General features: G+C 34.1%; 18 protein-coding genes, 1 tRNA gene and 2 pseudogenes. 4 read left to right on the top strand and 17 right to left on the bottom strand.

The genetic code is table 11. From position 1 onward, the window contains the following. Positions 1–409 precede the first annotated feature (409 nt). The 8 genes from ACFIK8_RS03880 to ACFIK8_RS03845 all read right to left on the bottom strand — a co-directional run bounded on the left by ACFIK8_RS03880 (position 410) and on the right by ACFIK8_RS03845 (position 6,594). Positions 410–544, bottom strand: coding sequence for a hypothetical protein (locus ACFIK8_RS03880; RefSeq protein WP_375668986.1), 135 nt, complete (start codon positions 542–544; stop codon positions 410–412). A gap of 19 nt (positions 545–563) precedes the next feature. Next, positions 564–638 (bottom strand): hypothetical protein, encoded by a 75-nt coding sequence (locus tag ACFIK8_RS03875; protein WP_375628330.1) that lies wholly within the window; start codon positions 636–638, stop codon positions 564–566. 491 nt (positions 639–1,129) lie between these two features. Continuing rightward, positions 1,130–1,675, bottom strand: a complete 546-nt coding sequence (locus tag ACFIK8_RS03870) for a biotin transporter BioY (protein WP_375668985.1) — start codon at positions 1,673–1,675, stop codon at positions 1,130–1,132. Positions 1,676–1,948: 273 nt separating this feature from the next. Then, positions 1,949–2,518 (bottom strand): biotin transporter BioY, encoded by a 570-nt coding sequence (locus tag ACFIK8_RS03865; RefSeq protein WP_375668984.1) that lies wholly within the window; start codon positions 2,516–2,518, stop codon positions 1,949–1,951. A 15-nt stretch (positions 2,519–2,533) separates the two neighbouring features. After that, entirely contained in the window at positions 2,534–3,172 is a 639-nt protein-coding gene (locus ACFIK8_RS03860) for an energy-coupling factor transporter transmembrane component T family protein (protein ID WP_375668983.1), read from the bottom strand. Then, a complete protein-coding gene (locus ACFIK8_RS03855; RefSeq protein ID WP_375635941.1) occupies positions 3,169–3,849 on the bottom strand; it encodes an energy-coupling factor ABC transporter ATP-binding protein in 681 nt (226 codons plus the stop codon). The genes ACFIK8_RS03860 and ACFIK8_RS03855 overlap by 4 nt, the downstream gene beginning before the upstream one ends. Before the next feature lie 40 nt (positions 3,850–3,889). After that, a complete protein-coding gene (locus ACFIK8_RS03850) occupies positions 3,890–5,317 on the bottom strand; it encodes an amino acid permease (protein ID WP_375636039.1) in 1,428 nt (475 codons plus the stop codon). Between the two features lie 1,073 nt (positions 5,318–6,390). After that, positions 6,391–6,594, bottom strand: coding sequence for a SlyX family protein (locus ACFIK8_RS03845; protein ID WP_012754685.1), 204 nt, complete (start codon positions 6,592–6,594; stop codon positions 6,391–6,393). A gap of 453 nt (positions 6,595–7,047) precedes the next feature. On the opposite strand from ACFIK8_RS03845, the gene ACFIK8_RS03840 reads away from it, so the two are divergent. After that, positions 7,048–7,120: transfer RNA gene (locus tag ACFIK8_RS03840), tRNA-Thr, on the top strand. Between the two features lie 100 nt (positions 7,121–7,220). Here the strand turns inward: ACFIK8_RS03840 and ACFIK8_RS03835 are convergent. Next, complete coding sequence (locus tag ACFIK8_RS03835; protein ID WP_375635942.1) at positions 7,221–7,400, bottom strand: helix-turn-helix transcriptional regulator; 180 nt, start codon at positions 7,398–7,400, stop codon at positions 7,221–7,223. A gap of 1,052 nt (positions 7,401–8,452) precedes the next feature. Between ACFIK8_RS03835 and ACFIK8_RS03830 the strand changes: the two genes are divergently transcribed. Continuing rightward, positions 8,453–9,115 carry a lysozyme gene (locus ACFIK8_RS03830; protein ID WP_012754682.1) on the top strand — a complete coding sequence of 221 codons (663 nt, stop codon included), beginning with the start codon at positions 8,453–8,455 and terminating at the stop codon, positions 9,113–9,115. Positions 9,116–9,965: 850 nt separating this feature from the next. Here ACFIK8_RS03830 and ACFIK8_RS03825 read toward each other — a convergent pair. The 4 genes and pseudogenes from ACFIK8_RS03825 to ACFIK8_RS03810 form a co-directional block, all read right to left on the bottom strand. Further along, a pseudogene (locus tag ACFIK8_RS03825) lies at positions 9,966–10,413 on the bottom strand (integrase); the annotation flags it as partial. Positions 10,414–11,146: 733 nt separating this feature from the next. Then, complete coding sequence (locus ACFIK8_RS03820; protein WP_375635943.1) at positions 11,147–11,308, bottom strand: hypothetical protein; 162 nt, start codon at positions 11,306–11,308, stop codon at positions 11,147–11,149. Between the two features lie 1,782 nt (positions 11,309–13,090). Next, positions 13,091–14,242, bottom strand: coding sequence for an FMN-dependent L-lactate dehydrogenase LldD (gene lldD, locus ACFIK8_RS03815; protein ID WP_375647112.1), 1,152 nt, complete (start codon positions 14,240–14,242; stop codon positions 13,091–13,093). 1,153 nt (positions 14,243–15,395) lie between these two features. Beyond that, positions 15,396–16,484, bottom strand: a complete 1,089-nt coding sequence (locus ACFIK8_RS03810) for a 2'-deoxycytidine 5'-triphosphate deaminase (protein ID WP_375635944.1) — start codon at positions 16,482–16,484, stop codon at positions 15,396–15,398. Between the two features lie 239 nt (positions 16,485–16,723). On the opposite strand from ACFIK8_RS03810, the gene mutL reads away from it, so the two are divergent. Both mutL and ACFIK8_RS03800 read left to right on the top strand, forming a co-directional pair. Beyond that, complete coding sequence (mutL, locus tag ACFIK8_RS03805) at positions 16,724–18,577, top strand: DNA mismatch repair endonuclease MutL (protein WP_375668982.1); 1,854 nt, start codon at positions 16,724–16,726, stop codon at positions 18,575–18,577. Positions 18,578–18,684: 107 nt separating this feature from the next. After that, the gene (locus ACFIK8_RS03800; protein ID WP_012754677.1) at positions 18,685–18,921 is read left to right on the top strand and encodes a DUF2093 domain-containing protein; all 237 of its coding nucleotides are present in this window, start codon (positions 18,685–18,687) and stop codon (positions 18,919–18,921) included. Between the two features lie 19 nt (positions 18,922–18,940). Here ACFIK8_RS03800 and lpxK read toward each other — a convergent pair whose 3' ends face one another. The 4 genes and pseudogenes from lpxK to ACFIK8_RS03780 form a co-directional block, all read right to left on the bottom strand. Continuing rightward, entirely contained in the window at positions 18,941–19,981 is a 1,041-nt protein-coding gene (lpxK, locus tag ACFIK8_RS03795) for a tetraacyldisaccharide 4'-kinase (protein ID WP_375635946.1), read from the bottom strand. Beyond that, positions 19,971–21,293 (bottom strand): lipid IV(A) 3-deoxy-D-manno-octulosonic acid transferase, encoded by a 1,323-nt coding sequence (gene waaA, locus ACFIK8_RS03790; protein ID WP_375635947.1) that lies wholly within the window; start codon positions 21,291–21,293, stop codon positions 19,971–19,973. Before waaA ends, lpxK begins: the two co-directional genes overlap by 11 nt. A gap of 915 nt (positions 21,294–22,208) precedes the next feature. After that, positions 22,209–22,472, bottom strand: a pseudogene (locus tag ACFIK8_RS03785) (type ISP restriction/modification enzyme); the annotation flags it as partial. 262 nt (positions 22,473–22,734) lie between these two features. After that, a complete protein-coding gene (locus ACFIK8_RS03780; RefSeq protein WP_375635948.1) occupies positions 22,735–22,980 on the bottom strand; it encodes a DUF4170 domain-containing protein in 246 nt (81 codons plus the stop codon). Positions 22,981–22,996: the final 16 nt, after the last annotated feature.

Raw genomic sequence — 22,996 nt, 5'->3', positions numbered from 1 at the left:
GCCGTGGTGATTTCTCCTTGAAGTCTCCTCTCAACTTTATGCCCATCCAGAGTGATATCTTCCATCACACCTTCAACAACAACAATCTTGAGATGACCGTGCAGGCAGAGTAAAATAGGCTTAAAATTTGCCAACAGTTAGAGGAATTAGTGTCTAAAAAATTCTGCTAATGAGGTTTATTTTGCTTTTCCTTGACTTTTAAGCCACGCTAGCATGTCTGAATCCACACGCACAGTTAGCAACAGTTTTCGTTGGTTTATAGAACGGATTGAGAACGGCGTTTTTCCAGAACACATCATTGAGTGACGAAATCTCTCTATGATCAATTGTACTGTCCGGCATTACAGCCAGTTTATCAACTTCAACTCTCTGTTTATCTGTCAAAGGTGATAAGTTACCTACCTCAATTTCATAACGAACTTTCTTCTTTATAACGTTTCCTTTCTTTCAAGTTGGCTCGCCGTGCTGAAATAATACGGATTCCCTCTATGCCATCTTTATCGTCATAGACAGTATGCGCTACGAATAATAATAAAAAAACCATCCATGAGCCCTAAAGCTTGCTAACCATACTCTCCGTTTTCAATACGATCTTGTTTAGCTATGGAGAATGAGTCCGAAAAAACACATGCAGCCATTTCAAAACTTACACGGTGCTTTCTAAGATTATTTTTTGTTTTAGCTTCATCCCATTCAAATCTTATTTTTATACCTTATATTAACACATTTATAAGGGTATTATGTACATCAAGAGTTTTAAATGAACACTGAATTATCGATGTTTTTGTACAATTAATATAATTTAATACTTTAAAAATTAGTGATTAATTAACTAAAAATATAAAAAAATAATAAATAATCCTAAGGCGTTATGCATATAATATGCAAATCGAATAAAACTTACAAGCATGTTGAATAAAATGATATTAATTGACTATTTAGGGGTCTGCTCCTGAAAGCAAAAAATAAATTTTGGTGCCGAAATATTCAACTTTCGTATGGCTACCTTTGAGAGCTATACAGATAAAAATACCAATAAAAAGTAAATAAAACAGAATGGTATTCCGTGGTACTTTTTAATCCACATACATTTGGCAAAAATTGTTCTTCAGTACAGAACTACCCCTTTTTAAGAATGAATGAGAGGAGCGATTTTTTTAATGGTCAACGCTACAAAGGATGCAATCAGCACTTTCAAGAAACCACCAGCCAAAAAACCTAATGAACTTATTAAAACCGTCAGCAAAGGAACCTGAGTCATATAAGATACCCATGGTATTCCAAAAGAATAAACTATCCCAATGCCGCCCACAGTATTTATCACAAATAATGTTATAAAATTTAACCGCTTCCAAAACAATTCTACCATTAAACCAATAAAAAATGCAGCAAATGGAAAACTAATCAGATAACCACTCGTAACTCCTGAAAAAACACTAATTCCACCACGACCACCAGGCAATAGAGGTAACCCAATCGCAATAAGAACAAGGAAAAGAAGTGATGCTAAAGCTCCCCTTTTCGCTCCAAGTATAGAGCCTGCTAACATCGGAGCCATAGACTGAGCTGTAATAGGGACACCCAGCGAAAAAGGAAGATAAATAGGAGGAAAAAGACTCAAAACAGCGTAAATAGCGGCAAATAAAGCAATATAAACTAAATCTTTTGTATTCACTGAATTATTCCTTCACTATGAAAAAACTTTTGTTATTGTTTTATAATTAATAAGTTGTATAATTAATAAAAAGTATCAGATTTATAAAAGTACACTTTAAATGCCTTAGATATAGAGAAAAATACTATAATAATTTATTTTAATAATATCACTTATATAAATCACATTAGATTCTACAATGTTTAATTACATCATAGATTACTATGGTTAAATTCAGTAAACTTATTGTGATACATGAATATCATATAATAACAGCATAACAAAATAATACATTTATTTTAGCTTGTTCTTATTATGCTTTGAATGAATGAGAGGAACAGATCTTTTAATCGCGAGTGCAACAAAGGATGCAATCAACACTTTTAAACAATCGCCTATCAAAAAACCTGATGAAGCCATTAAAACCTTCAGTAAAGAGACTTTGGTCATATACGCTGTCCATGGAACACCAAAAGAATAAACTATCCCAATGCCACCAACAATATTTATCACAAATAATGTTATAAAATTTAACCGCTTCCAAAACAATTCTACCATTAAACCAATAAAAAATGCAGCAAATGGAAAACCTATTAAGTAACCACTTGCAATCCCTGAAAAGACACTGATCCCACCGCGACCACCAGGCAACAGAGGTAATCCAATCGCAACAAGAACAAGAAAAAGGAGTGACGCTAAAGCACCCCTTTTTGCCCCAAGAATAGACCCTGCTAGCATCGGTCCCATCGATTGAGCTGTAATAGGTACCCCTAGAAGAAAAGGAAGATAAATAGAAGGGAAAAGGCCCAAAATAGCATAAATAGCGGCAAATAAAGCAATATAAACTAAATCTTTTGTATTCATTTGATTCTTCTTTCACTATAAAAAACTTTGATTATTATGAGATGCTGTATCAATGGCATCAGCATCATAAGAACGCGCTTCCAATGCTTCAGCCACTTCTGAAGCCATTCTTATGGTTCGTATAATTAAAGGTATCGCAAGAGCGACAATGTTAGTATTAAGTCCCCGTGCTTGCTGTGCTTCATGTACCTCATTAAACTTTTCACTCAAAAGAGGAATAAACCTGATCGCCATAGAGATAACCATACTCACTTTTGATGGATTTATACCAAAACAGCAAAAAGGCTGAAGCCCGACTTCAATTGCATCCACCATATCTGAAACTTTTGTTGTGAATGAAATAAGTGATGATAAAGAAAAGAGGATAACAAGACGTAATATGACCTCAACCCCCGTAAGCCAACCGCTAAAAATAGTTTGAAATACAAATAAAAGAACTAAAAGCAATCCCATCGATTTAAATTGCTTTATCGCAGTTTTGAAAGGGACCTTGGCGGCTCTATAGAATAAGATGACCAACAACAAAAATAACCCAAGAAGCGCTATGGAAGAAACCATTATTATAAAAGTTCCACACGCCGCAAGAAATAATAACTTAACTCCAGGACTTAACCTATGAATAAACGTATCCCTTGGAATATATAAACCGATCATGACATTCTTCTTATATACTCCTTGATAGCAACAAAAGGTACATCATCAATTGCTATCTCCCCCTTATCAAAAACCAGCACTCTATCAAACTTTTTCAAAAACTCCAAATCATGCGATACAACTATTGCCGTTTGTGGTAATTCTTCTATCACTTGCGTAACGCGATGCTTATTTCGCAAATCAAGTAATGTCGTCGGCTCATCAAAAATAATGTAGTCTGGTTTCATTGCAACTACACCGGAAATAGCAACGAGTTGTTTTTGCCCACCACTTAATAAATGGACAGCGTGATTTCTGAAGTCTTGAAGTTCATAGCGCTGTAAAATTTCATCTACACGCTCCTTAATTTCATCTTTACTAAGCTTTAAATTTTTGAGACCAAATGATAAGTCCTCTTCAACTAATGGTAAAACAATCTGATTATCGGGATTCTGAAATACAAATCCAACTTTACGCTTTACTGCTTTTGCATCGCGCTTGGTATCAAGCCCATCAACGCTTACAAAACCGTGAGATGGTAATTGGAGTCCATTAATAAGACGAACAAATGTACTTTTTCCAGAACCATTCGCACCTATAACAGCAATTCGTTTTTCGGTAAGCTGTACAGTAATATTTTTTAAAACACACAAATCACCAAAAACTTGTGTTACCTCATCAAATTTTATAGTCCCCAAGATTTATTCCAATCAATCCCTTTTATTAGCTCTTCTTTCTCTATCGTTTCAGTTTATAACCTAAAAGTAATAATAAGCACCATAGAGGAATAATAATGACTGCCAAACTCATATCAGGCATCTGTACAGGAATATATGTTTCAAGAAAAGGCACGCTTATTCCTATCATATCAAAAAGTCGAGTCATCAATCCATTTTGCCCAAAACCACTGATAAACATAATGCAAAATAATAAAGCAAGAAAGCAGAGACAAAGATAGTTAGCGTAAGGATATAAACCAAACGCATAAGTAAAGTCGCCTTTTTTGTTCTTATGTGCATTGCGAAATTTCAAATGAACAATAACAATAATAGCCCAAGTAATCACTGCTGCTGCAGTTGCAAGAGCCATGATCCGCATGAAACTATTATCAGGAACAAGAGCATTAACAACGACAATCAACACCGTACAGAATGATGAAAAAAGGATAGCAATATAAGGAACACGAGCAGCACTCAGTTTACTAAAAATATGTGGTGCATTTTTTTGTACAGCTAAACTATAAAGCATACGTCCATTAGAATAAATGCCACTATTGTAAACAGAAATAGCAGCCATAATCACCACAAAATTCAAAATATGACCAGCAGCAGGAATTCCTATAGTCTCGAAAATTGTAACAAAAGGACTACCATTTTTTCCAATCATATTCCAAGGGCTGATTATCATAATAACGCTGATAGAACCAATATAAAAAATTATAATTCTCCACATAACTTGACGGATAGCCGCTGGAATTGTTTTTTGTGGATCAGATGCCTCTCCAGCAGCAATACCAATAAGCTCTGTTCCTCCAAAAGAAAACATTACTACAGAAGTCGCTAAAACAACCCCTACTGCTCCATAAGGGAAGAAACCGCCATGGTCCCAAAGATAATGAATATTCGCTTGATTTTCCCCTAGTCCAGTGACAATGAGAAAAATTCCCAAAATAATCATACCAATAACAGCAGCCACTTTGATCAAAGCGCAAGCAAATTCAAATTCTCCATAAAAACGAACATTAAACAAGTTAATGAATGTAACAAATAAAAGAACAACGAAAGATGCCTTCCAGTGATCAATCAAAATCCAATGATCAAGGTAAAACCCTATCACTGTAAGTTCAGCCATGCTCACAAGAATATAAAGAAACCAATAATTCCAACCTGTTATGAAACCAGCTAATCTCCCCCAATATTTATAAGCAAAAAAACTAAATGCTCCTGAAGACGGTTCTTCTACTGACATTTCACCAAGCATTCGCATAATGAAATACATAATAAGCCCGCCGACAAGATAAGATAAAATGACTGAGGGACCAGCTAATTGAATTGCCTCGGTTGATCCATAAAAAAGTCCCGTCCCAATAACGCCACCCAAAGCAATCATTTGAATATGGCGATTTTGAAGGCTACGCTTCAATTCATTGTGCTTTTTTTCAAACATCATGCCTCATTACTTTTGTTGAACCTAACCTCAACTTTTATCGAAAAATTAGGCACCTTTTTCAAAAAACACAAAACAAACGTAAACCTATTTTCTTATCATAATGCAACTCCTTATTTTTTTGTGCATTATACATATGCCCCGTTGAAGTTTTAAGAAAAAATATGCTCCACTATTTATTTAAATTAATGTCCTTCATTTTCGTTACACTAACCATTATAGCATTGGTCATTGATAACGCACACTCTGTAATCACATCACATTGGACAACAACCCCCTTTAATAAAATTTTAATAAACCTTCTGCAAACAGATGTCTACCACCTTAATCAATCTCTATGCAAAGTAATGCCTGATTTTCTGTCTTCAATTTGCATTACTCTCACTTATTTACCAGCATGGTTTATCTTTGGTGCTTTAGCAATAGTATTTTGTATCTTAAATTACGAAAAACAAAAACCTTTTCACAAAATATCATATACATATAACGAAGAATATATTTAATCTTGAAAAAGACTTCTAGAGCTCTTTGTACTATACACAACCGATATCGCTTAGAGCACCTCACCCGATTAAAACAACTGAAAATAACTTGATCATCAGAATGGATTAAAACGCTTTATTATAAATATACGCGCTCACTTATGATTTCTATAGATAACGATAACATCACTTCATTTGTATCACTTTAAAAAAATTAGCGAATAAATCTAACTCCCATCTATAGAAAACTCTGTACAGAAAAAACTTAACATATTGAAGTTCATATATTTTTATGGATGCTTTTTATACTCTACAAAAACTTTTCTTAATTTTAGTACTAGAAATCACATATAAAAAACGTCTTCTAATATCAGCACTCCTTATAAAATTGGAACTTCTTGAAATTAATGAAGAAGCTTATAAAAATTATTCTACAAATCTAACAAAATGCGTTAAATAAAAACTAATCTGTAAATAATTGCAATTGTAATAAAGAACATTTTGCACCTTCCTCCCATTGTGATATCCACCCTATTACATCTAAAAAAATCCAAGAGACTATTAGTAGAAAAATTTTTAAGCACCTTCTCCCTATTGAGAAAATGGTAAAATAACAGCTTCAGTAACACTCTGTTCTTTTAAATCTGAAAATCGTCTCGCTAAAACATCAACTTTTTTAGATATCTCATCCAAACTTTTCCATTGATTCGTTACCACTCGAGAAAGTTCCTCAATGAATTTTTCTTGGTAAGCTAGCTTTATTTCTAGTTCTATCAGCCGATCTTCATCCGACATGATTCTTACTCCATCTTAAATAAAAAAACGTGATTAATTTTATTAATCCTCCCCCTTTTTCTTCCCCTAAAAATGAGAAGTAACTTTTCAACTAATTCTACTCATCTTATTTGCACATTATAAAGGGTTTATAATGATCTTTATTTTCCTAATCACTTATTCAACAAATTTCTTTCTTAAGAATCAGAAATGTTTTTATCTTTACTAAGTTATCTTGACACCATTTTCCATCCTAAGGATCTACATTCCCAGCTTCTTAATTTGAGTGCTATCGTAAATTGGAAAGCATTTATAGTATTAAGATCAAAGAATACTGTCCTCTGACTTTTACATACTTCTCCTGCAAATTATTATCATATTTTATAAATTATTGAAAAAATGCATTCTTGCTTTTATACGTACTTTTAGCTATTACCCTCAAATTAGTTTTGTCTCATTGATTTACAAACCTATGCCGCATTAGCTCAGTTGGTAGAGCACATCATTCGTAATGATGGGGTCGCTGGTTCGAATCCGGCATGCGGCACCGCATTTTCTCTTTTTCATATTAGAACATATGGATTTTTATTTAATTATCTGTTTGAAGACCACCTTCTACAGTTTATATAATTTTACCTAATTTGTTCTTATTTCTTTGGAGTAAAGGCTAAGATCTCTTTCTTTCTCCACCTCACCGCTCTCCCTAGCTTATATGGCTCCGGAAACAACCCCTGAAGCACCCAATTGCGAATCGTTGTTGTGGATACACTAAAAAGCTGTACACATTCACGGGTTGTTACATATCTATCGCCATCATCAAATATCATCTCATTACCTTTCTCTTTTTTATGTTATGTAAATGGGCGGAGATGCTAGGAGGAGAGAACCTCCCATATCTTCAAGCGGCTTTTTGTTAAAATCTTTTGTATCTCTTGTACTATTGCCTCTAAAAAGATTTCAATAGCTTGATTGATTTGTTTAAGACGCTTCTGGAAACGTAGCCAATACAACACTAGACAAAGATGATACCATTGTCCCCGAATGCCCCATAAAACACTTCATATGAAAAAGACGAAAGCATTATTCATATGGAAAAATATATGAAACCGAAATCATCATTCAAGTTTATTACAATACAATATTCTTTACAACACTATCCAATATCATTGGTCCATATATTGAATATGCTCCACTACTATATTGTTTTAGTTGGAAACAGACTACTAGAGAGGGAGAAAATATCGATTATGTTTTTATATAACATTTTATTTAAAATCCTTCATAAAGATATTTTTTAAGAAAATTAAGCAATTAGAGGAAAAAATAAATAACAGTTAAATTCACTATAGATTTTTTGATTAAATATGTATAATACGTTATGTGTATATCGTATTGATTCTAAGATAATTTGTAGATCTATAATATTCAACTGTAATGTTTTTTTGTTTTTATGAAAATAATTCTATGGTGTAAGTTATGGGTTATGCAATTACTTGAAAATCAATACCTATTATTTCATTACTTATTATATCTCTTATTTTTTTGTTAAAAAATGCTTTTTTTCATCAGGATTATTGAAGTTTTTTTAAGTAAAGTTCTTCTAAATCATTCTGGATCAACTGTAAGAATTTATGAGTAAAATCTATCTGATTATAAATGGATTTATTATAAAGTTATTATATTGAGATGGAGATCAATTGCTGCAAAATGAATGGTGTTTAGCATAATATTTGTTCAAAAAACGATATGGGTTTTAACATAACTCACTATGGAGATTTTGAATTTATTATGCCCTTTCGCTGTTCTGTTCTTAAAAATGAGTAGATGTAAGTTTTCGATTCATATCCTGCTTTGTGTAGTTTTTTTATAGGTAAGAATAATGCGAAAAATATCAAAAGAAGGGCTTGCATTGATTAAGCAATTGGAAGGCTTACGTTTATCGGCTTATGAATATTCTGGTGGTGTATGGACAATTGGTTATGGACATACAAATGCTGCTGGTGCTCCAAGCGTCCACAAAGACATGCAAATTACGGAAAAAGAAGCTGAAAAAATCCTTTGTCAGGATTTGAGAGAGTGTGAACTCGTTGTTGAAAAAGCCGTTACCGTTCCTTTAAACAATGAACAATTCGCGGCATTAGTATCATTTTGCTATAACGTAGGAATAACAGCCTTTTGCAATTCTACACTTTTAAAAAAGCTCAATAAAGGTGCATATGAAGTGGTACCAACTGAATTGCAAAAATGGACAAGAGTAGGAGGAAAACGTATCCAAGGTCTTGTCAATCGCCGAGCAGCCGAAGCAGGATTATGGGCGAAAGGATCTCATGTTGCCCCAAATTATCATGTAGTAGAATCAGAAGGTGTGACAGGTATTTGCAAAGTAGAAGCTCTTGCACCAATCATAGGTTCTTTTTCAGGGCTTGGAGGGCTTTTTTCAGGAAATGGTCCTGTTCAATGGGTTTTAGCAGGCATTATGGTTTTAGCTGCTTGTACAGCTATGGTATACATTGCTAAACGCTTTCAAGAACACCGCCTATGATCTTATGGATAAAAAAATATCTAACAATGACGTCAGTGACCATAGCAACTTTTCTTATAGCTTTAGTGAAAGCCTTTTTTCTTGGGAAACAAGTTGAGAAGCAAAAGCAAACAAAGGAAGCTTTCAAGATAGGACAACACGGCTTAAGGTAGAAAATGAAGATTAATAAGAAAAGTGATGCTGCTATGCGTACTAAGCTTTCTAACTGGCTGCGCGACGAATGAACGAACTTCTTGTATTGGATGGCTGCCAATTTATTTGAATCGACAAGATATCAATGTGATTAATCCAAATTTGGCGAGAGATATTTAAAACATAATGAACAAGGTGCAGGTCTATGTGGTTGGAGACATAAACGGAAAATAAAGTGCTAAAGATACAATTCCTCTGAAACATTAATCAATGAAAAGATTTGAAAGAGGTCGATATATTCAGATTAAAAGTAAAAGAACTTAAAGGATAAAAACACTCTGGTGGTCGATTGGATTTAATTAGAGTGACGGAGATGTCTGAGTTGAAGCGAAAGAATTCAACAAGGTTATATTTGTATAAAGTGATTGAGTCTATTGATGTATTCTAAGAGCATCTTTGTTATCCTACCAAAAGAAGATGAGAAAAGATTTTACGGATTGCACTGCTATCGTCGTTCAAAGAACTAATGATACACAACGTTCTGTCTTCAACAAAATAGGATTTGGCATGCTTAAGAAAAACAATCCACGGGATTGTATAATGAATAATGGACAGCTTTTATGTGATTTGTGAATGACGTTGTTTCAGCTTTCTAATCGTAATAATGATGTTGAAGATAAGATAAATAGTTTCGCACGGTATCTGCTTTTTCATGCTAAAGTGGCGCAAAAACATTGTGAGTGATATTGGCTGTTAATTTTTCTGTAGTAAATTCCCTATGTGGGAAATAACATGAAACTCTAGTGGAGAAAACCAGCAACCGTTTTTACCTTCATTTTTCAACTCTGCTTTTTTGCTTTCAAAAGCCGTTTTTGCAATTTCTTGAAAAATATTGCTTTGCTGTTGTAAGATAACTTGTTCCTGAAATAAAATGGGACCATTACCTTCTTTTAAAATATCACTGTAATATCTTGCAAACTCATATGCTGCTTTTAGAGAAAGTTTGTAACGTGCCTTTCACGGCGTTTATTGTGATGTGTATAACGGAAAAATTAAGAGTGCGTATTATCTTTTCGAACATTCAACCACAATCTTACTTCATCACAATATTTACCTTAGGAAGATACTTTTACAAAAGATGCTGATAATCTATAAATCGCCCTCACCTAATTCACCTTCTCGTTCATCCTTCTATGCATTGCCCGTCCACCTTTTAAACCACCTTAAATTTTTGATATAGAATTTTTTCTTTAGTTTTTATTTTTTATTGAATCATAAAAATGATCTGTACCAATCTTGCCTCTATGCATCTTTATACATTTTGATTCTTGTTTCTAAAGCCCAGTCTACAAGCATGTCACTCTGTTTTTTATATTTAATATATATTTTTAGATTTATTCGTAACTTGCTAGAAAAGTTTCTATATTTTGATAGCAAATCTTCTATCAGTTCACTTTTTTCAAAAGATTCTGAAAGGATTCTCAAAAAGTCTACAAATTTAAAGACTCTTTAATGCGTATTGTTTCTTTTTTAGAAATCAAAATTGGTGATGCCTCATTCCTTACCAGAAATTGTATTATTTGAAGAGCAATCTGTATAAGATGATGTCATCTCTTTTATGAAGTTAACTAAAGTTTTTTGAATTTCTAGCATATTGTTTAAAGACAAAAGAAACCTCCCTTTTATTTATGCAAGCAGCTTAGACATCGGCTGATAATTCTCCCGCTTATAAAAAGCTTTTCTGGAATAACCTTCAGAACCACAATAAAGTGGTGAAAGATAAAACAAGTTTTTAGATGATCATAACGCACAATAAAATCGGACCAGTTTAAATGTTCAATGCTAACACCTGCTAAACAGAGGCAAATAAGTTTTAGCACGCCTTCAAATTGGAAAGACTTAAACCCACGCGCTACGACGGATTTCAACTCTCATCGTACGATTTACCTTCCCTCTAAAACTTAATCGCTGTAAATATAAAAACCTTGAAGCCTGTTCTAAATCCGTGAGAGTTGCTGGCTCTTGCTGTATTAAACGTTGAAACTCCTCACAGCTACTCATCTGAAATGCTAGCATTTTTCATAAAAGGACGATAGTAGCGTTGTAACATCCCCAAAAAGTTTACGACATCACCTGAGAGATTATTGCTGATTTCAGGGGATAGAATCAATTTCTTCTCAAAGAAAATCCCAGCCATACCAACAAAAGATTTAGTCTACATGCTATGAGAAATATCCTCAATAATTTTGATAATTTTTTTAGTCAAATTTCTTTTGTTACCAATATCAGCAGCAACTGTTGTGGAATTAACAGAATTATAATTTTTTATCTTAAAATGTATCCATTATTTTTTACATTCTTTCATCTATCTTAGCCTTCTTTTCACAGCTTCAAATGATAAAAAGTAGCTGCAATGTTAAGTTGTCTTGCATCGAACAAATTTCTCGCAAACTATCCCTATTGGCTAGATGACAACACATCCTCTATTTAAAGAAAGAAAACTTTTCTTTTTTATTCAGCGATAAAGTAAATATTATCCAATTACTTATGAGAGTAATTCGATCAAATGGAAACTGTAATTTTTTCCACTCTGAGTAATCCTGTACCCGTTTATATAGATTTGAAAAACACGCTGTTATGAATATTCATAAAAATGCTTTAAAAATTGATATCAGAAAAACTTCTGTTTAAAAAGGGAAAGGTGTTCTCTTACTTGCTACTGAAGAACCTGTTCAGATTTGTCTTGATATTGCTGTAGAGCTTCAAAAAACATAAAGTTATCCCAACGTTTACAAGTGTGCCAACAATTCAACTTTGAGATAATATATCTGTGCTAGAGTTATGCCAATCTCACCAATCTGTTATTGTCTGTGAAGAGCATAGTATCAATGGAGAAGCCTAGAGATGCAATTGTTAAATCGCTTATAGAACAAAACATTCTATGCCAATTTGTATCATTAGGAATACCTAACGACCCTATCTGCAATAAAAACAAACTGGATTTTTAATAAATTATGCAATCAATAGAGAAAGCATAAACAGTGTTAGCAATGACATACTATACAAAAAATATTCAACTGCTTCCTAATATGTTCGCCAGTTCAAAAACATCATAACTCATTGAGGATGCAAGAAAATAAGAAAGAAAAGCACATTAATTCACGCAGTCTTGCTCTCAGTAAACGAGCTTTTTTAAAGATTGTATGGGTATTTTTTTCATTGCTTAAAAATGTACTCCATAAAAACAATATCATACCCATATAATATATTATCCAATAAAATTAATATAAATAATATATAGATTATAGAAATATTATTTATTAGATCCATTTTTTATTATAATTATAGCTTTCAATAAATACATATTGACATTTTTAATAATTTTATTTATATACAATAATTAATATTATTCTATATTAAAATAAAACTAAATGAAGCTTATAAATTTACGTTTTATGCTAATGTGGGAAAGAAGTAATTAACATGTTATATTTTTATATATAGGAGGGAAAAATGCTCACAGCATTATTTATATCTATTTTTTCTATATCAACAGTTGTTTTACCTTTAATATCAGCGCTTGTTCCTTTTTATCCATAGAATGAGCTTTTAATAAAGTAAGTAAAAGATGTATGCAATGTTATTAGTATTTTTTTTGTGTTTATTATTATTAAGATTTTTGCGTTAATATTATTGTAATTACTGAGTATTTTCTGTGATTTTATAGAGGAGCTTTTTGATCTTTTCTATTTAACTTTAACTGTCAACATATTTGTAAAATATATAATTATGCTCCTCTATAAAAAGACTTTCTTTTTCTGAAAGCAGTATAACATATTGCTTTCATTGCTTAAAAACATCTATATTTACTAAACTCTTGCGTGTAATATCTTTGATTGTCTGAGTACCGGTCAGTGTCATAGCTACCCGCATTTCATTGGCAAAAAGATCAAGGAGATGCATAACACCTTTCTTACCTGCTGCTGCAAGCGCATAAACAAAAGCACGGCCAATCATAACAGCATCCGCACCTTGTGCTATCATGCGTACAACATCAAGACCAGAACGAACACCTGAGTCCGCTAAAATAGTCAAATGATCCTTTACAGCATCCGCAATTGCAGGCAACGCTCGTGTTGTTGATAATACACCATCAAGCTGACGTCCGCCGTGATTAGAAACAACAATACCATCCGCACCAAACTTTACTGCTTCTCGTGCATCTTCTGGATCAAGAATACCTTTCAAAATCATTTTTCCTTTCCAAAAATCGCGAATCCATTGTAAATCATGCCAACCAATTGATGGATCAAAATTTGCACCAAGCCAACCAACGTAATCATCCAATGCAATTTTCTTTTTGAGATAAGTGGAGACATTTCCAAGATCATGGGGGCGCCCCATAACACCAACGTTCCAAGCCCAATATGGATGAGTAAACGCTTGTAAAAAACGACGTAATCCAGCATAAGGACCAGACATCCCCGAATGCGAATCACGATAACGTGCACCAGGAACTGGCATATCAACTGTAAAAACCAACGTGCGTACACCAGCTAACCAAGCCCGTTCTAGTGCATCACGCATGAAACCGCGATCTTTGAGAACATAAAGTTGAAACCAAAATGCACCTCCAACTGCTTCTTGCACTTCCGCAATGGGACAAACTGAAACAGAGGATAGAGTAAAAGGAATCCCTTTTGCCGCTGCGGCACGCGCCGCTTCTACCTCTCCACGACGTGTATACATGCCCGTTAGCCCAACAGGTGCAAGTACAATCGGTAAATCAAGTGTCTGTTCAAAAAGCTTGATTGAAAGATCAACTTCACCAACTTGCCTTAGAATCCTTTGACGCAGTGCAAGAGCTTGAAGATCTGTACAGTTACGTCGCATCGTTTCTTCAGCATAAGCCCCACCATCAATATAGTGAAAAAGAAAGGGAGGAAGACGACGCTTTGCCGCCTTACGATAATCAAGTGTTGAAGAAATAATCATTGATGGCACCATTGTTCCTAAATAAAAAGAGAAGACATACTAAAACGCATAAAAGCGAACCCGTGTACCTTCCTACTCGATATTCTTCCAAAACGCTCTATTGAATAGATAGAAGCAACAGAGATTGCAACTTTCTAAAAAAACTAATTGATAAAAACAATGTCTTTATTTCTCCTATCCAAATTTAAAATCTCACAGTATGGGGTATCATTAATAACGTATCCTCTCATATATTGTTCATGTACAATTGAAATATTATACTTTCTTTAAACGAATACCTCTTCGAAAGCGATTGCTCCGCAGCTTAATTAGTTATAATTTAAAGTCGTTTCTCCCTCCAAAGATCCTTAAATTATCGGTTATAAGAATATAGATCCTGTAGTCATTAAGTATAAACCATAATCTCCCCCAAAAGATAAAAAAATACTTTATTAATACTGGAAATAAAGCTGTCGCATACATCCAGAAATCTTCTTATATCAATACTCAAAACTGAGACCTGTTACTTATTCATGAAAGTTTATAAAAATATACAGTGCCTAATTCACATAAAGCATAAAAAAATTTTTAATGTTCATACTAGTAGAAGCTTTCCATATTGAATTGAATAATTTTCTAGCAATATTTTATATCTTGAAGCTATAAATGAGTTACTAAAAGTAGAACAATGTTTATTAAAAAATTGTTACTAAACTGTAGTGCAAAACTTCTTTATTGGCTCTTAAGGATAATTTTTATACGAAATAAAATATACTGGTCATTCAAGCTCTAGAAAAATGGAGCAATAGAAGCATCCAATCTCGCATGTTTACTTTGAAAAACAAATACGTTACTGTTATATTGAATTTTAGTAACTTATTGATTTATTATAATCAATAAATACGAATAACATATTGAATATAGTAAAATTCTTTCATTTTAGATTTTTTCATGATGAAATAATCAAAACTATTCTTTTGCACATCATAAACGAAGTTCGTATAGATAAAACCTCTTGAAAAAAAGAAGTAAAAATGCCTCTCAAATGCAAGGGATGCAATAACTTTGGACACTAAAAATAGAATGAATGGCGCCAATTTTGCGAAGAACAAAATTTTCTTTTATCCAAAATACACTTTCTGCATACATGTTATCAAAATTCGTAGTTTCCAACTCATTTAAAATGCTTGGACAACTTTAAACCCTGTGCTTGATAATGTGATCCAACATCATGTCCATAAAGGGTTGATGGTCGATTAAGCATATGCTCATAGACCAAACGGCCAATCATTTGACCATGCTCTAAGATAAAAGGAACTTCATGGCTCCGCACTTCTAAAACCGCTCTTGCTCCTTTTCCACCCGCTTCCATATGCCCAAATCCTGGATCAAAAAAGCCTGCATAATGCACCCTAAACTCACCAACTAAAGGATCAAAAGGAGTCATTTCTGCAGCATAAAGCGGAGGCACATGAACAGACTCTCGTGAAACTAAAATATAAAATTCATCAGGATCAAGAACCAACTCCCTTTGACCACGATCAAAAAGAGGTTCCCAAAAATCTAAAACGTGGGCAACAGCACGTTTATCAATATCAATAACACTTGTATGATGTTTACCACGATAACCTATAAGGCCGTTTTCGTCTCCCTTTAAATTAATGGAAAGACCAATACCACCAGCGCTAATATTAGGAATATCCTCCGATATCAGTGTTTCTTGCTTTTGCAAAGTGTGTAACTCAACTTCATTTAAATAACTTTGCCCTTTTCTAAACCGAAGCTGTGATAAATGTGAGCCTTTATGCACCAAAATTGGAAATGTGCGTGGACTAATTTCCAAATAAAGTGGACCATGATAACCAGCACAAATTTTATCAAACTCCTGAGCATTATCCGTAATGACACGCGTAAAAATATCTAATCGGCCTGTAGAACTTTTGGGATTGGCAACAGCAGATAAAAATTCTGGTAAAGCTAAATTTTCCAAAAGAGGAACAATATAAACACACCCCGTTTCCAAAACGGCTCCGTCTCGTAAGTCAAACTCATGCAACTTTAACCGTTCAAGCTTATCCAAAACTTTTGTATTAGGGCCCGGCATAAAAGAAGCACGTATACGATAAGCTTTCTCCCCTAAACGAAGATCAAGGCTTGCTGGTTGTATTTGAGATCTATCAAATGGATACTGAGCCTTGAGAAAGTTATTCTCAATCAAAGCTTGTATATCACTATCTGCTAAAATACCGCTTATACGCGCCATATATATTGCCTTCCCTTTTTACATTGCTTCTTTTTTGACCTAGATGATAAATTGGTGCAAGCTATTTTAAGGTGATAAAAACTATTTTTTCTGTTTTTTCCAACCGATTTGTTAACATAAAATAAAATAGGAGGTATTGTAAAAATAATACCTTCCATACTCTCTTATTCTTGAATGTCGCGCAAATGATGTTATCATAATTTTTTATAGAAGCCTTAAGATTCCTGTTAGAATTTATTATGATTATACGCCATCTTAGCGAAAATATTATTAATCAAATCGCCGCTGGTGAAGTTATTGAACGACCAGCAAATGTTGTCAAAGAACTTGTTGAAAACGCTATTGATGCTGGTGCAACACGCATCGAAATTATTACAGCAAATGGTGGAAAAAATTTTATAAAGGTGAGTGATAATGGTTATGGAATTCCTGCAGATCAGTTAACTTTAGCAGTTTCTCGCCATTGTACCTCAAAGATTACCGATGACGTACACAATATCTGCTTCCTTGGGTTTAGAGGAGAAGCCCTCCCCTCTATTGGTTCTGTTGCTAAACTTAAACTCATTTCACGAACAAAAGATGCTGAGAGCGCTGCTGAAATTTCCGTTACTGCAGGAAAAATTGTAGGACCCAAACCAGCTGCTGCAAACCTTGGAACAATTGTTGAAGTTCGTGATCTTTTCTTTGTCACGCCGGCACGATTAAAATTTATGAAAACCGATCGGGCTGAAACAAATGCTATTAGCGATATGATTAAGCGGATTGCTATCGCATTTCCACATATCCGCTTTTCTCTTTCAGGACTAGATAGAACATCTATGGAACTGTCCGCTACAGAAAATAATATTCGAGGACAATTGCAACGTATTACGCAAATTATAGGAAAAGAATTCGCCCCTAATAGCATCGCACTGAATGCTGAACGCGAAGCAGTGCGCTTAACGGGTTTTGCCTGTTTGCCATCCTTCAACCGAAATAACAGCCTTCATCAATTTGCTTATGTTAATGGGCGTCCCGTGCGTGATAAATTTCTATGGGGCGCTATCCGAGGCGCTTATGCTGATGTGATGACACGAGATCGTTATCCTGTCGCTATTCTTTTTATTGATCTCCCACCTGCTGAGGTAGATGTTAATGTACATCCAGCCAAAGCTGATGTACGATTCCGTGATCCAGGATTAATTCGTGGTTTGATCGTTGGAGCTATTCGTGAAGCATTACAGCAATCTGGTATTCGTCCTACTTCAACCCGTTCTGAAGCAACGCTAGCTGCATTTCAAATACAAAAACCATTGGCACAACAACCGTTAGGCAATTTTAAGAACACGCACCAGTCCTCTTCTTATAGCCCACAACCTCATCATTTTGCCGCTGCTTCAATGGTTCACAAACCATTGGATATTACTAGTTCTTTTGGTTTAAAAGAAGATGCTACTCCTATTATGGAGGGCTTAAATATACCAAGTGGGGATACATACATTCCAAACACTACATCTTCATCAGAAGAGTTATCTTATCCATTAGGAGCGGCCAGAGCACAAATCCATAAAAACTATATTATCGCCCAAACACAAGATAGTTTGATCATTGTCGATCAGCATGCAGCTCACGAACGATTGGTTTATGAAGCACTCAAAAATGCACTTTATTCCAAACCGCTTCCTTCACAGTTATTACTTATTCCTGAAATTGTAGAACTCTCTGAAGAGGATGCAACATGCCTTTTAACGCATAAAGATGCTTTGCAAAAATTTGGATTAGGAATAGAACCATTTGGACCAGGAGCAATTGTTGTGCGTGAAACACCTTCCATGTTAGGAGAAATCAACGTCCAAGCCCTTATTAAAGATCTTGCAGATGAAGCCGCTGAGTATGATACAACAAACAATTTAAAAGCAATGCTTGATTATGTTGCAGCAACGATGGCTTGTCACGGTTCAATACGGTCAGGGCGCCTTTTACGCCCCGAAGAAATGAACACACTGTTACGACAAATGGAGGCAATACCCAATACAAGTACATGTAATCATGGACGCCCTACTTATATTGAACTCAAATTGGCAGATATAGAACGGCTATTTGGCAGAAAATAAACTCTTAACTATTTTGACAAGAAAAATATTTTTAAATTAACTCTCGACTTTATAATATATCTTATGGCACTTTTCTTGAATCTCTTGTATCAGTAAAAGGAATTATAATGTTTTCCGATAGTGAACGCGAAGCAAAAATTCATTATTCTAATAATGGATATGACATTATAGAATATGGTTCCTATACCATTTGTGCTGTTAGCGGACAAAAAATCCCTATAGATGATTTAAAATATTGGAATCATCACCGTCAAGAAGCATATGCTAGTTGTGAAATCTCCTATCAGCGCGAACTTGAGTGCAACCCATATCTCAAGCAATTGTTAAAAACAAAAGAAAAATAAACCCTCGAAAGCTATAAATTTAGCCTTTACCTTTTAGACAAAAAAATTCAAGGGAACGTTTTCTAAAGCGGCTCATGACCTCCTCAAGGACCATACGACAGAAATCTTTTTGAACAAAATCAACATTCACATCAAAGACAATAAGATTTTTCAAATCTTTTTGCGTGTGAATTGTCTGTATACGGATATAATCTTTAGCTGTTGTTGCTAGCCATAAATTGTGCATTTTAGCCTTTTGTATAAGGCTTTTTAAATTTTTATCTGTGAAAAAATAGTGGTCTGGATACATGTAAGTTTGCACCACATGACCAGATAATTCTTTAATAGATTTAAAAAATTTATCTGGATTGCCAATACCGGCAAATGCCAAAAATGATTTTCCTGAAACCTCATCAGAGGCAATGGCTTTAAGATGAGCACGATATAAAGGCTTTCCAGTACGAGAAACAAGAAAAGAAACATTATCAGGCGCATCGGAATGACCAATCAATAAAACACTATCCATAAAAGAAAACTGCGTTTTTAATGGTACGCGCAAAGGTCCTGCTGGAAAGACAGCTCCATTACCAAAACCGCGCATCGCATCAACAACGAGTAACGTATAATCCATATAAAGACGGCGACTTTGAAATCCGTCATCCATTAAAATAAGATTACATCCCTCTTGCTTAAGCCGTTGTGCCGCTGCATAACGATTAGGTGATACAGCTACAAAAGCATGCTGTGCAAGTAAAAGTGCCTCATCTCCAACATTGTGTGGAGTATCATATTTCTCATTTACAAGATGTACCCCTTTAACTGATCCACCATAACCACGTGATACAATACCAGGTACGAAACCAAGTTCTTTAGCCACTTTGCTAAAAGCAATAACAACCGGCGTTTTACCCGCACCGCCACATGTAAAATTTCCAATACACAAAACTGGCAAATCAATCACGGAAGGCTGTCTTGTCATAAAACGACTTGAAAAATAACCATACCCCCATGAAACTGGAGCTAATACAAAACGCAAAAAGCTTTTATTTTTCCACCAAAAATGGGGGGCGCTAATATGCATATCTACCCTGACGCTGACGTAAACCCGTTTGTATTACAAGGGGTTGTAAAAATGGATCTAAAGTCTTTAATGTGCGCTCAAGTGCACCTGCCATATCTGTCGCCACTTCATGAGCCTTATCAACCATTTCTTGTCGCAATGTTTCATTTGTTAAAAGCTTATACACCTGAATAGCAAGCTGTTTTGTATCTTGAACTATATATGCTGCATCATGCGTTAAAAATTGTTCGAACATCTCTTGAAAATTTGAAACATGGGGCCCTGTCAAAATAGCAGAACCAAGCAAAGCCAATTCCAATGGATTGTGTCCACCATTTCCACATAACGACTTACCAACGAAAGAAACTTTCGATAAGCGAAGAAAAAGCCCCATTTCTCCAATTGTATCTCCCCATAAAATATCGGTATTCATGTTTGGAACAGCATCTCTACTCCTCCGAATAAAACGCAACCCCTTATTATCGCATTTTCTGATAAGATCTTCTGAACGTTCAGGATGACGAGGCACAATAATTGTTAATAAATCTGGCAAATAATTTTTAACAATCTTATGGACCTCAAAAGCAATCTCCTCTTCCCCTTCATGCGTTGAAACAGCTGCCCAAACTGGGCGATTGCCGATTGCATTACGATAACGTGCAAGCAATGCTTGATTTTCAACCAGAACAACATCAGCCTTGAGATTCCCAGAAAACGTAACAGATTTTACGCCAAGTGTATGGTAATAAGCTACATCTCTTTCGTTTTGACCAATCGCCAAATCAATATCCTTAAAAATATGTTTGGCAAGAACGCGTCGTTTTTGCCAAGCTTTAAAAGAACGTTCAGACATATGGGCATTAACCAAAATCTGCGGAATACGCATTTTTGCAAGTTCTTTAATACGAAGAGGCCAAATTTCTGATTCACAAATCAAGGCGAGATCAGGCTTCCAATGACTAATAAAACGGCGCACTGCAAAATCTAAATCCAAAGGAGCATATTGATGAATCAACCTATTACCAAAATGTTTTTTCACAAGAGTAGAAGATGTCACAGTCCCTGTCGTCATTAACACATTGATTTTCAATGATAAAATATAATTTATAAGTGGGACAAGTGCAAGTGTTTCTCCAACACTTGCTGCATGCAACCAAACTAACGAACCTTGGGGGCGTACATGAGAACTTTTACCTAAACGCTCTTTTTTGCGACACCACTCTTCTTTTCCACGAATAGCACGGAAGAACAAATAAAAAGGAATAACAGGACATAAGCAAAAACCAATCATCCGATAGCTTAAAAGAGCCGTATGTGCCTTTAATTCTACCATTTAAAATCACCTCTTCCAGCTATTTTAAGATATCTATATGCTTATTTTGTTAAAAAATTCACACTATTAGTTACATCCATATTTTTTTAATATCATCCATATCTTGAATAAAAAACGCTTCACCCATGAGAAAATTCAATACATAAAGGACAAAAAACGTAATTTTATCGCCATATTTTTTTTAAAATTTTCCTATAAAGATAACCTATACACGTTATTTAAATCTCTTTTAATGAAACTTTGTCACTTATATGGATTTTATCACTTCATTCTGCACCCTATAAAAAATCTTACTCAAAAAATAACAAAGCTACATTTCAGTCGATTATAATTTTGAAAATATAAATGATAAATATCATACAACCTATAACATAGATTGTATCAATTTTTTTCAGCTCACTGAATAAATACTTCTTATGATTTTAGTAAAACTTTGAATTTTGCACGTTGGTATTTTAGAGAAAAAACTTATTTTTACATATATTATGTATTATCAATTTTTCAAAAAATAATCCATATAAATATTATAACCTATATAAATCCAACAAATAAAATATGTTTTAAAAAAGCCTAATCTCTATGATTTCATTTCAATAAAATGAATATGTAAAACTAATCTTAAAAAAACTTTTGAACGGTATAAAGTTCTCATTTTAAATTGTGATATAATCTCTTAAAGGTAATCCAGAAAAATCTAATCTTGTTTAATAGAAAATTTCTTAAAAGTCTTAAAGCAATTTAAATAAGAGTTTTCAAAATTTTAAATCCTCTCTTTTCAGGAGATCGCATGGTGTATTATTCCTTTTAAGATTGTGTATAATCAACACAAAATGATTAATTTATAGATTGTAGTTTTAAACGAGTACTCAAAAAAACTTATGAGGTAAGTTAACTTCATCAATCTATTCAGTTTTTCTAAGTTTCTAATTTTGGTAAGTTTCTAACGACTTTCATGGTTTCTAAGCTTATAGTGATAACTTGTTGGAAAAATTCCAATGGATAAGTAGGGAGTGCTAATAATCTCAACGGAGTAGTAATTGGTATCATTAATAATGCTACTCTTTTTATTAATCTGAACGCATTAATGTTTCATACTCCATTCAAAAGCAGAGTGACTATTCACAATATAATCATAAACTTCGAGTGATAGCTCGTCATGATAATATTGCTGTTGTAAATAGGTTAATAGAACTGTCTTGCATTTTTATTAAGCGTAAAGATGGTGGTGCAACAATGGATTTTATAACTTGCACGGACACCATTATGGAATGTGCTTGGGTGCCTTGAAAGATGTTTCATTAAGAAAACATATGAATTTTAAACAACAAGCATATTCTTTTTTTACGGCATTCTATTTTACCCGAAGAACGTACCTATGGAAAGGACGATTAAACAAAAGCGTGAAGCAATCTACAGGCTATAATGACCAAATATTCAAGCTTTACTCTGCATCGCCTAACTCAGCATCAAGAAACTGATGCAAATCTACAATGCAATAACGTTGTAATGCATTATCTACACTGCTTTGTGCTTTTGCCTGCCATGCTTCTTGAGCGGATTGATAATCCGAGAAAATACCAACCACATCTAAATCATCAGGATTCTTAAATTGATTACTGTTAAGATTTTTTAATTCCCCACCAAATACAAGATATAAATATTGTTTTTTTTCGTTGGTTTCAGTCATATGTGCCTCCATATCA

The organism is Bartonella sp. MR168JLCBS, from assembly GCF_042194175.1.
Note: the sequence above shows the minus strand (reverse complement) of the source record. Positions and strands in the feature narration are given on the sequence as shown.

Excerpts from the sequence above, each read along its gene's own strand:
- ACFIK8_RS03850 (WP_375636039.1), bottom strand. The coding sequence starts at position 5,317 with ATGTTTGAAAAAAAGCACAATGAATTGAAGCGTAGCCTTCAAAATCGC.
- lpxK (WP_375635946.1), bottom strand. The coding sequence starts at position 19,981 with ATGCATATTAGCGCCCCCCATTTTTGGTGGAAAAATAAAAGCTTTTTG.
- lldD (WP_375647112.1), bottom strand. The coding sequence starts at position 14,242 with ATGATTATTTCTTCAACACTTGATTATCGTAAGGCGGCAAAGCGTCGT.
- ACFIK8_RS03865 (WP_375668984.1), bottom strand. The coding sequence starts at position 2,518 with ATGAATACAAAAGATTTAGTTTATATTGCTTTATTTGCCGCTATTTAT.
- ACFIK8_RS03835 (WP_375635942.1), bottom strand. The coding sequence starts at position 7,400 with ATGATATTTGATGATGGCGATAGATATGTAACAACCCGTGAATGTGTA.
- ACFIK8_RS03845 (WP_012754685.1), bottom strand. The coding sequence starts at position 6,594 with ATGTCGGATGAAGATCGGCTGATAGAACTAGAAATAAAGCTAGCTTAC.
- ACFIK8_RS03780 (WP_375635948.1), bottom strand. The coding sequence starts at position 22,980 with ATGACTGAAACCAACGAAAAAAAACAATATTTATATCTTGTATTTGGT.
- ACFIK8_RS03880 (WP_375668986.1), bottom strand. The coding sequence starts at position 544 with ATGGTTTTTTTATTATTATTCGTAGCGCATACTGTCTATGACGATAAA.
- mutL (WP_375668982.1), top strand. The coding sequence starts at position 16,724 with ATGATTATACGCCATCTTAGCGAAAATATTATTAATCAAATCGCCGCT.
- ACFIK8_RS03820 (WP_375635943.1), bottom strand. The coding sequence starts at position 11,308 with ATGAGTAGCTGTGAGGAGTTTCAACGTTTAATACAGCAAGAGCCAGCA.
- ACFIK8_RS03810 (WP_375635944.1), bottom strand. The coding sequence starts at position 16,484 with ATGGCGCGTATAAGCGGTATTTTAGCAGATAGTGATATACAAGCTTTG.
- ACFIK8_RS03800 (WP_012754677.1), top strand. The coding sequence starts at position 18,685 with ATGTTTTCCGATAGTGAACGCGAAGCAAAAATTCATTATTCTAATAAT.
- ACFIK8_RS03860 (WP_375668983.1), bottom strand. The coding sequence starts at position 3,172 with ATGATCGGTTTATATATTCCAAGGGATACGTTTATTCATAGGTTAAGT.
- ACFIK8_RS03830 (WP_012754682.1), top strand. The coding sequence starts at position 8,453 with ATGCGAAAAATATCAAAAGAAGGGCTTGCATTGATTAAGCAATTGGAA.
- waaA (WP_375635947.1), bottom strand. The coding sequence starts at position 21,293 with ATGGTAGAATTAAAGGCACATACGGCTCTTTTAAGCTATCGGATGATT.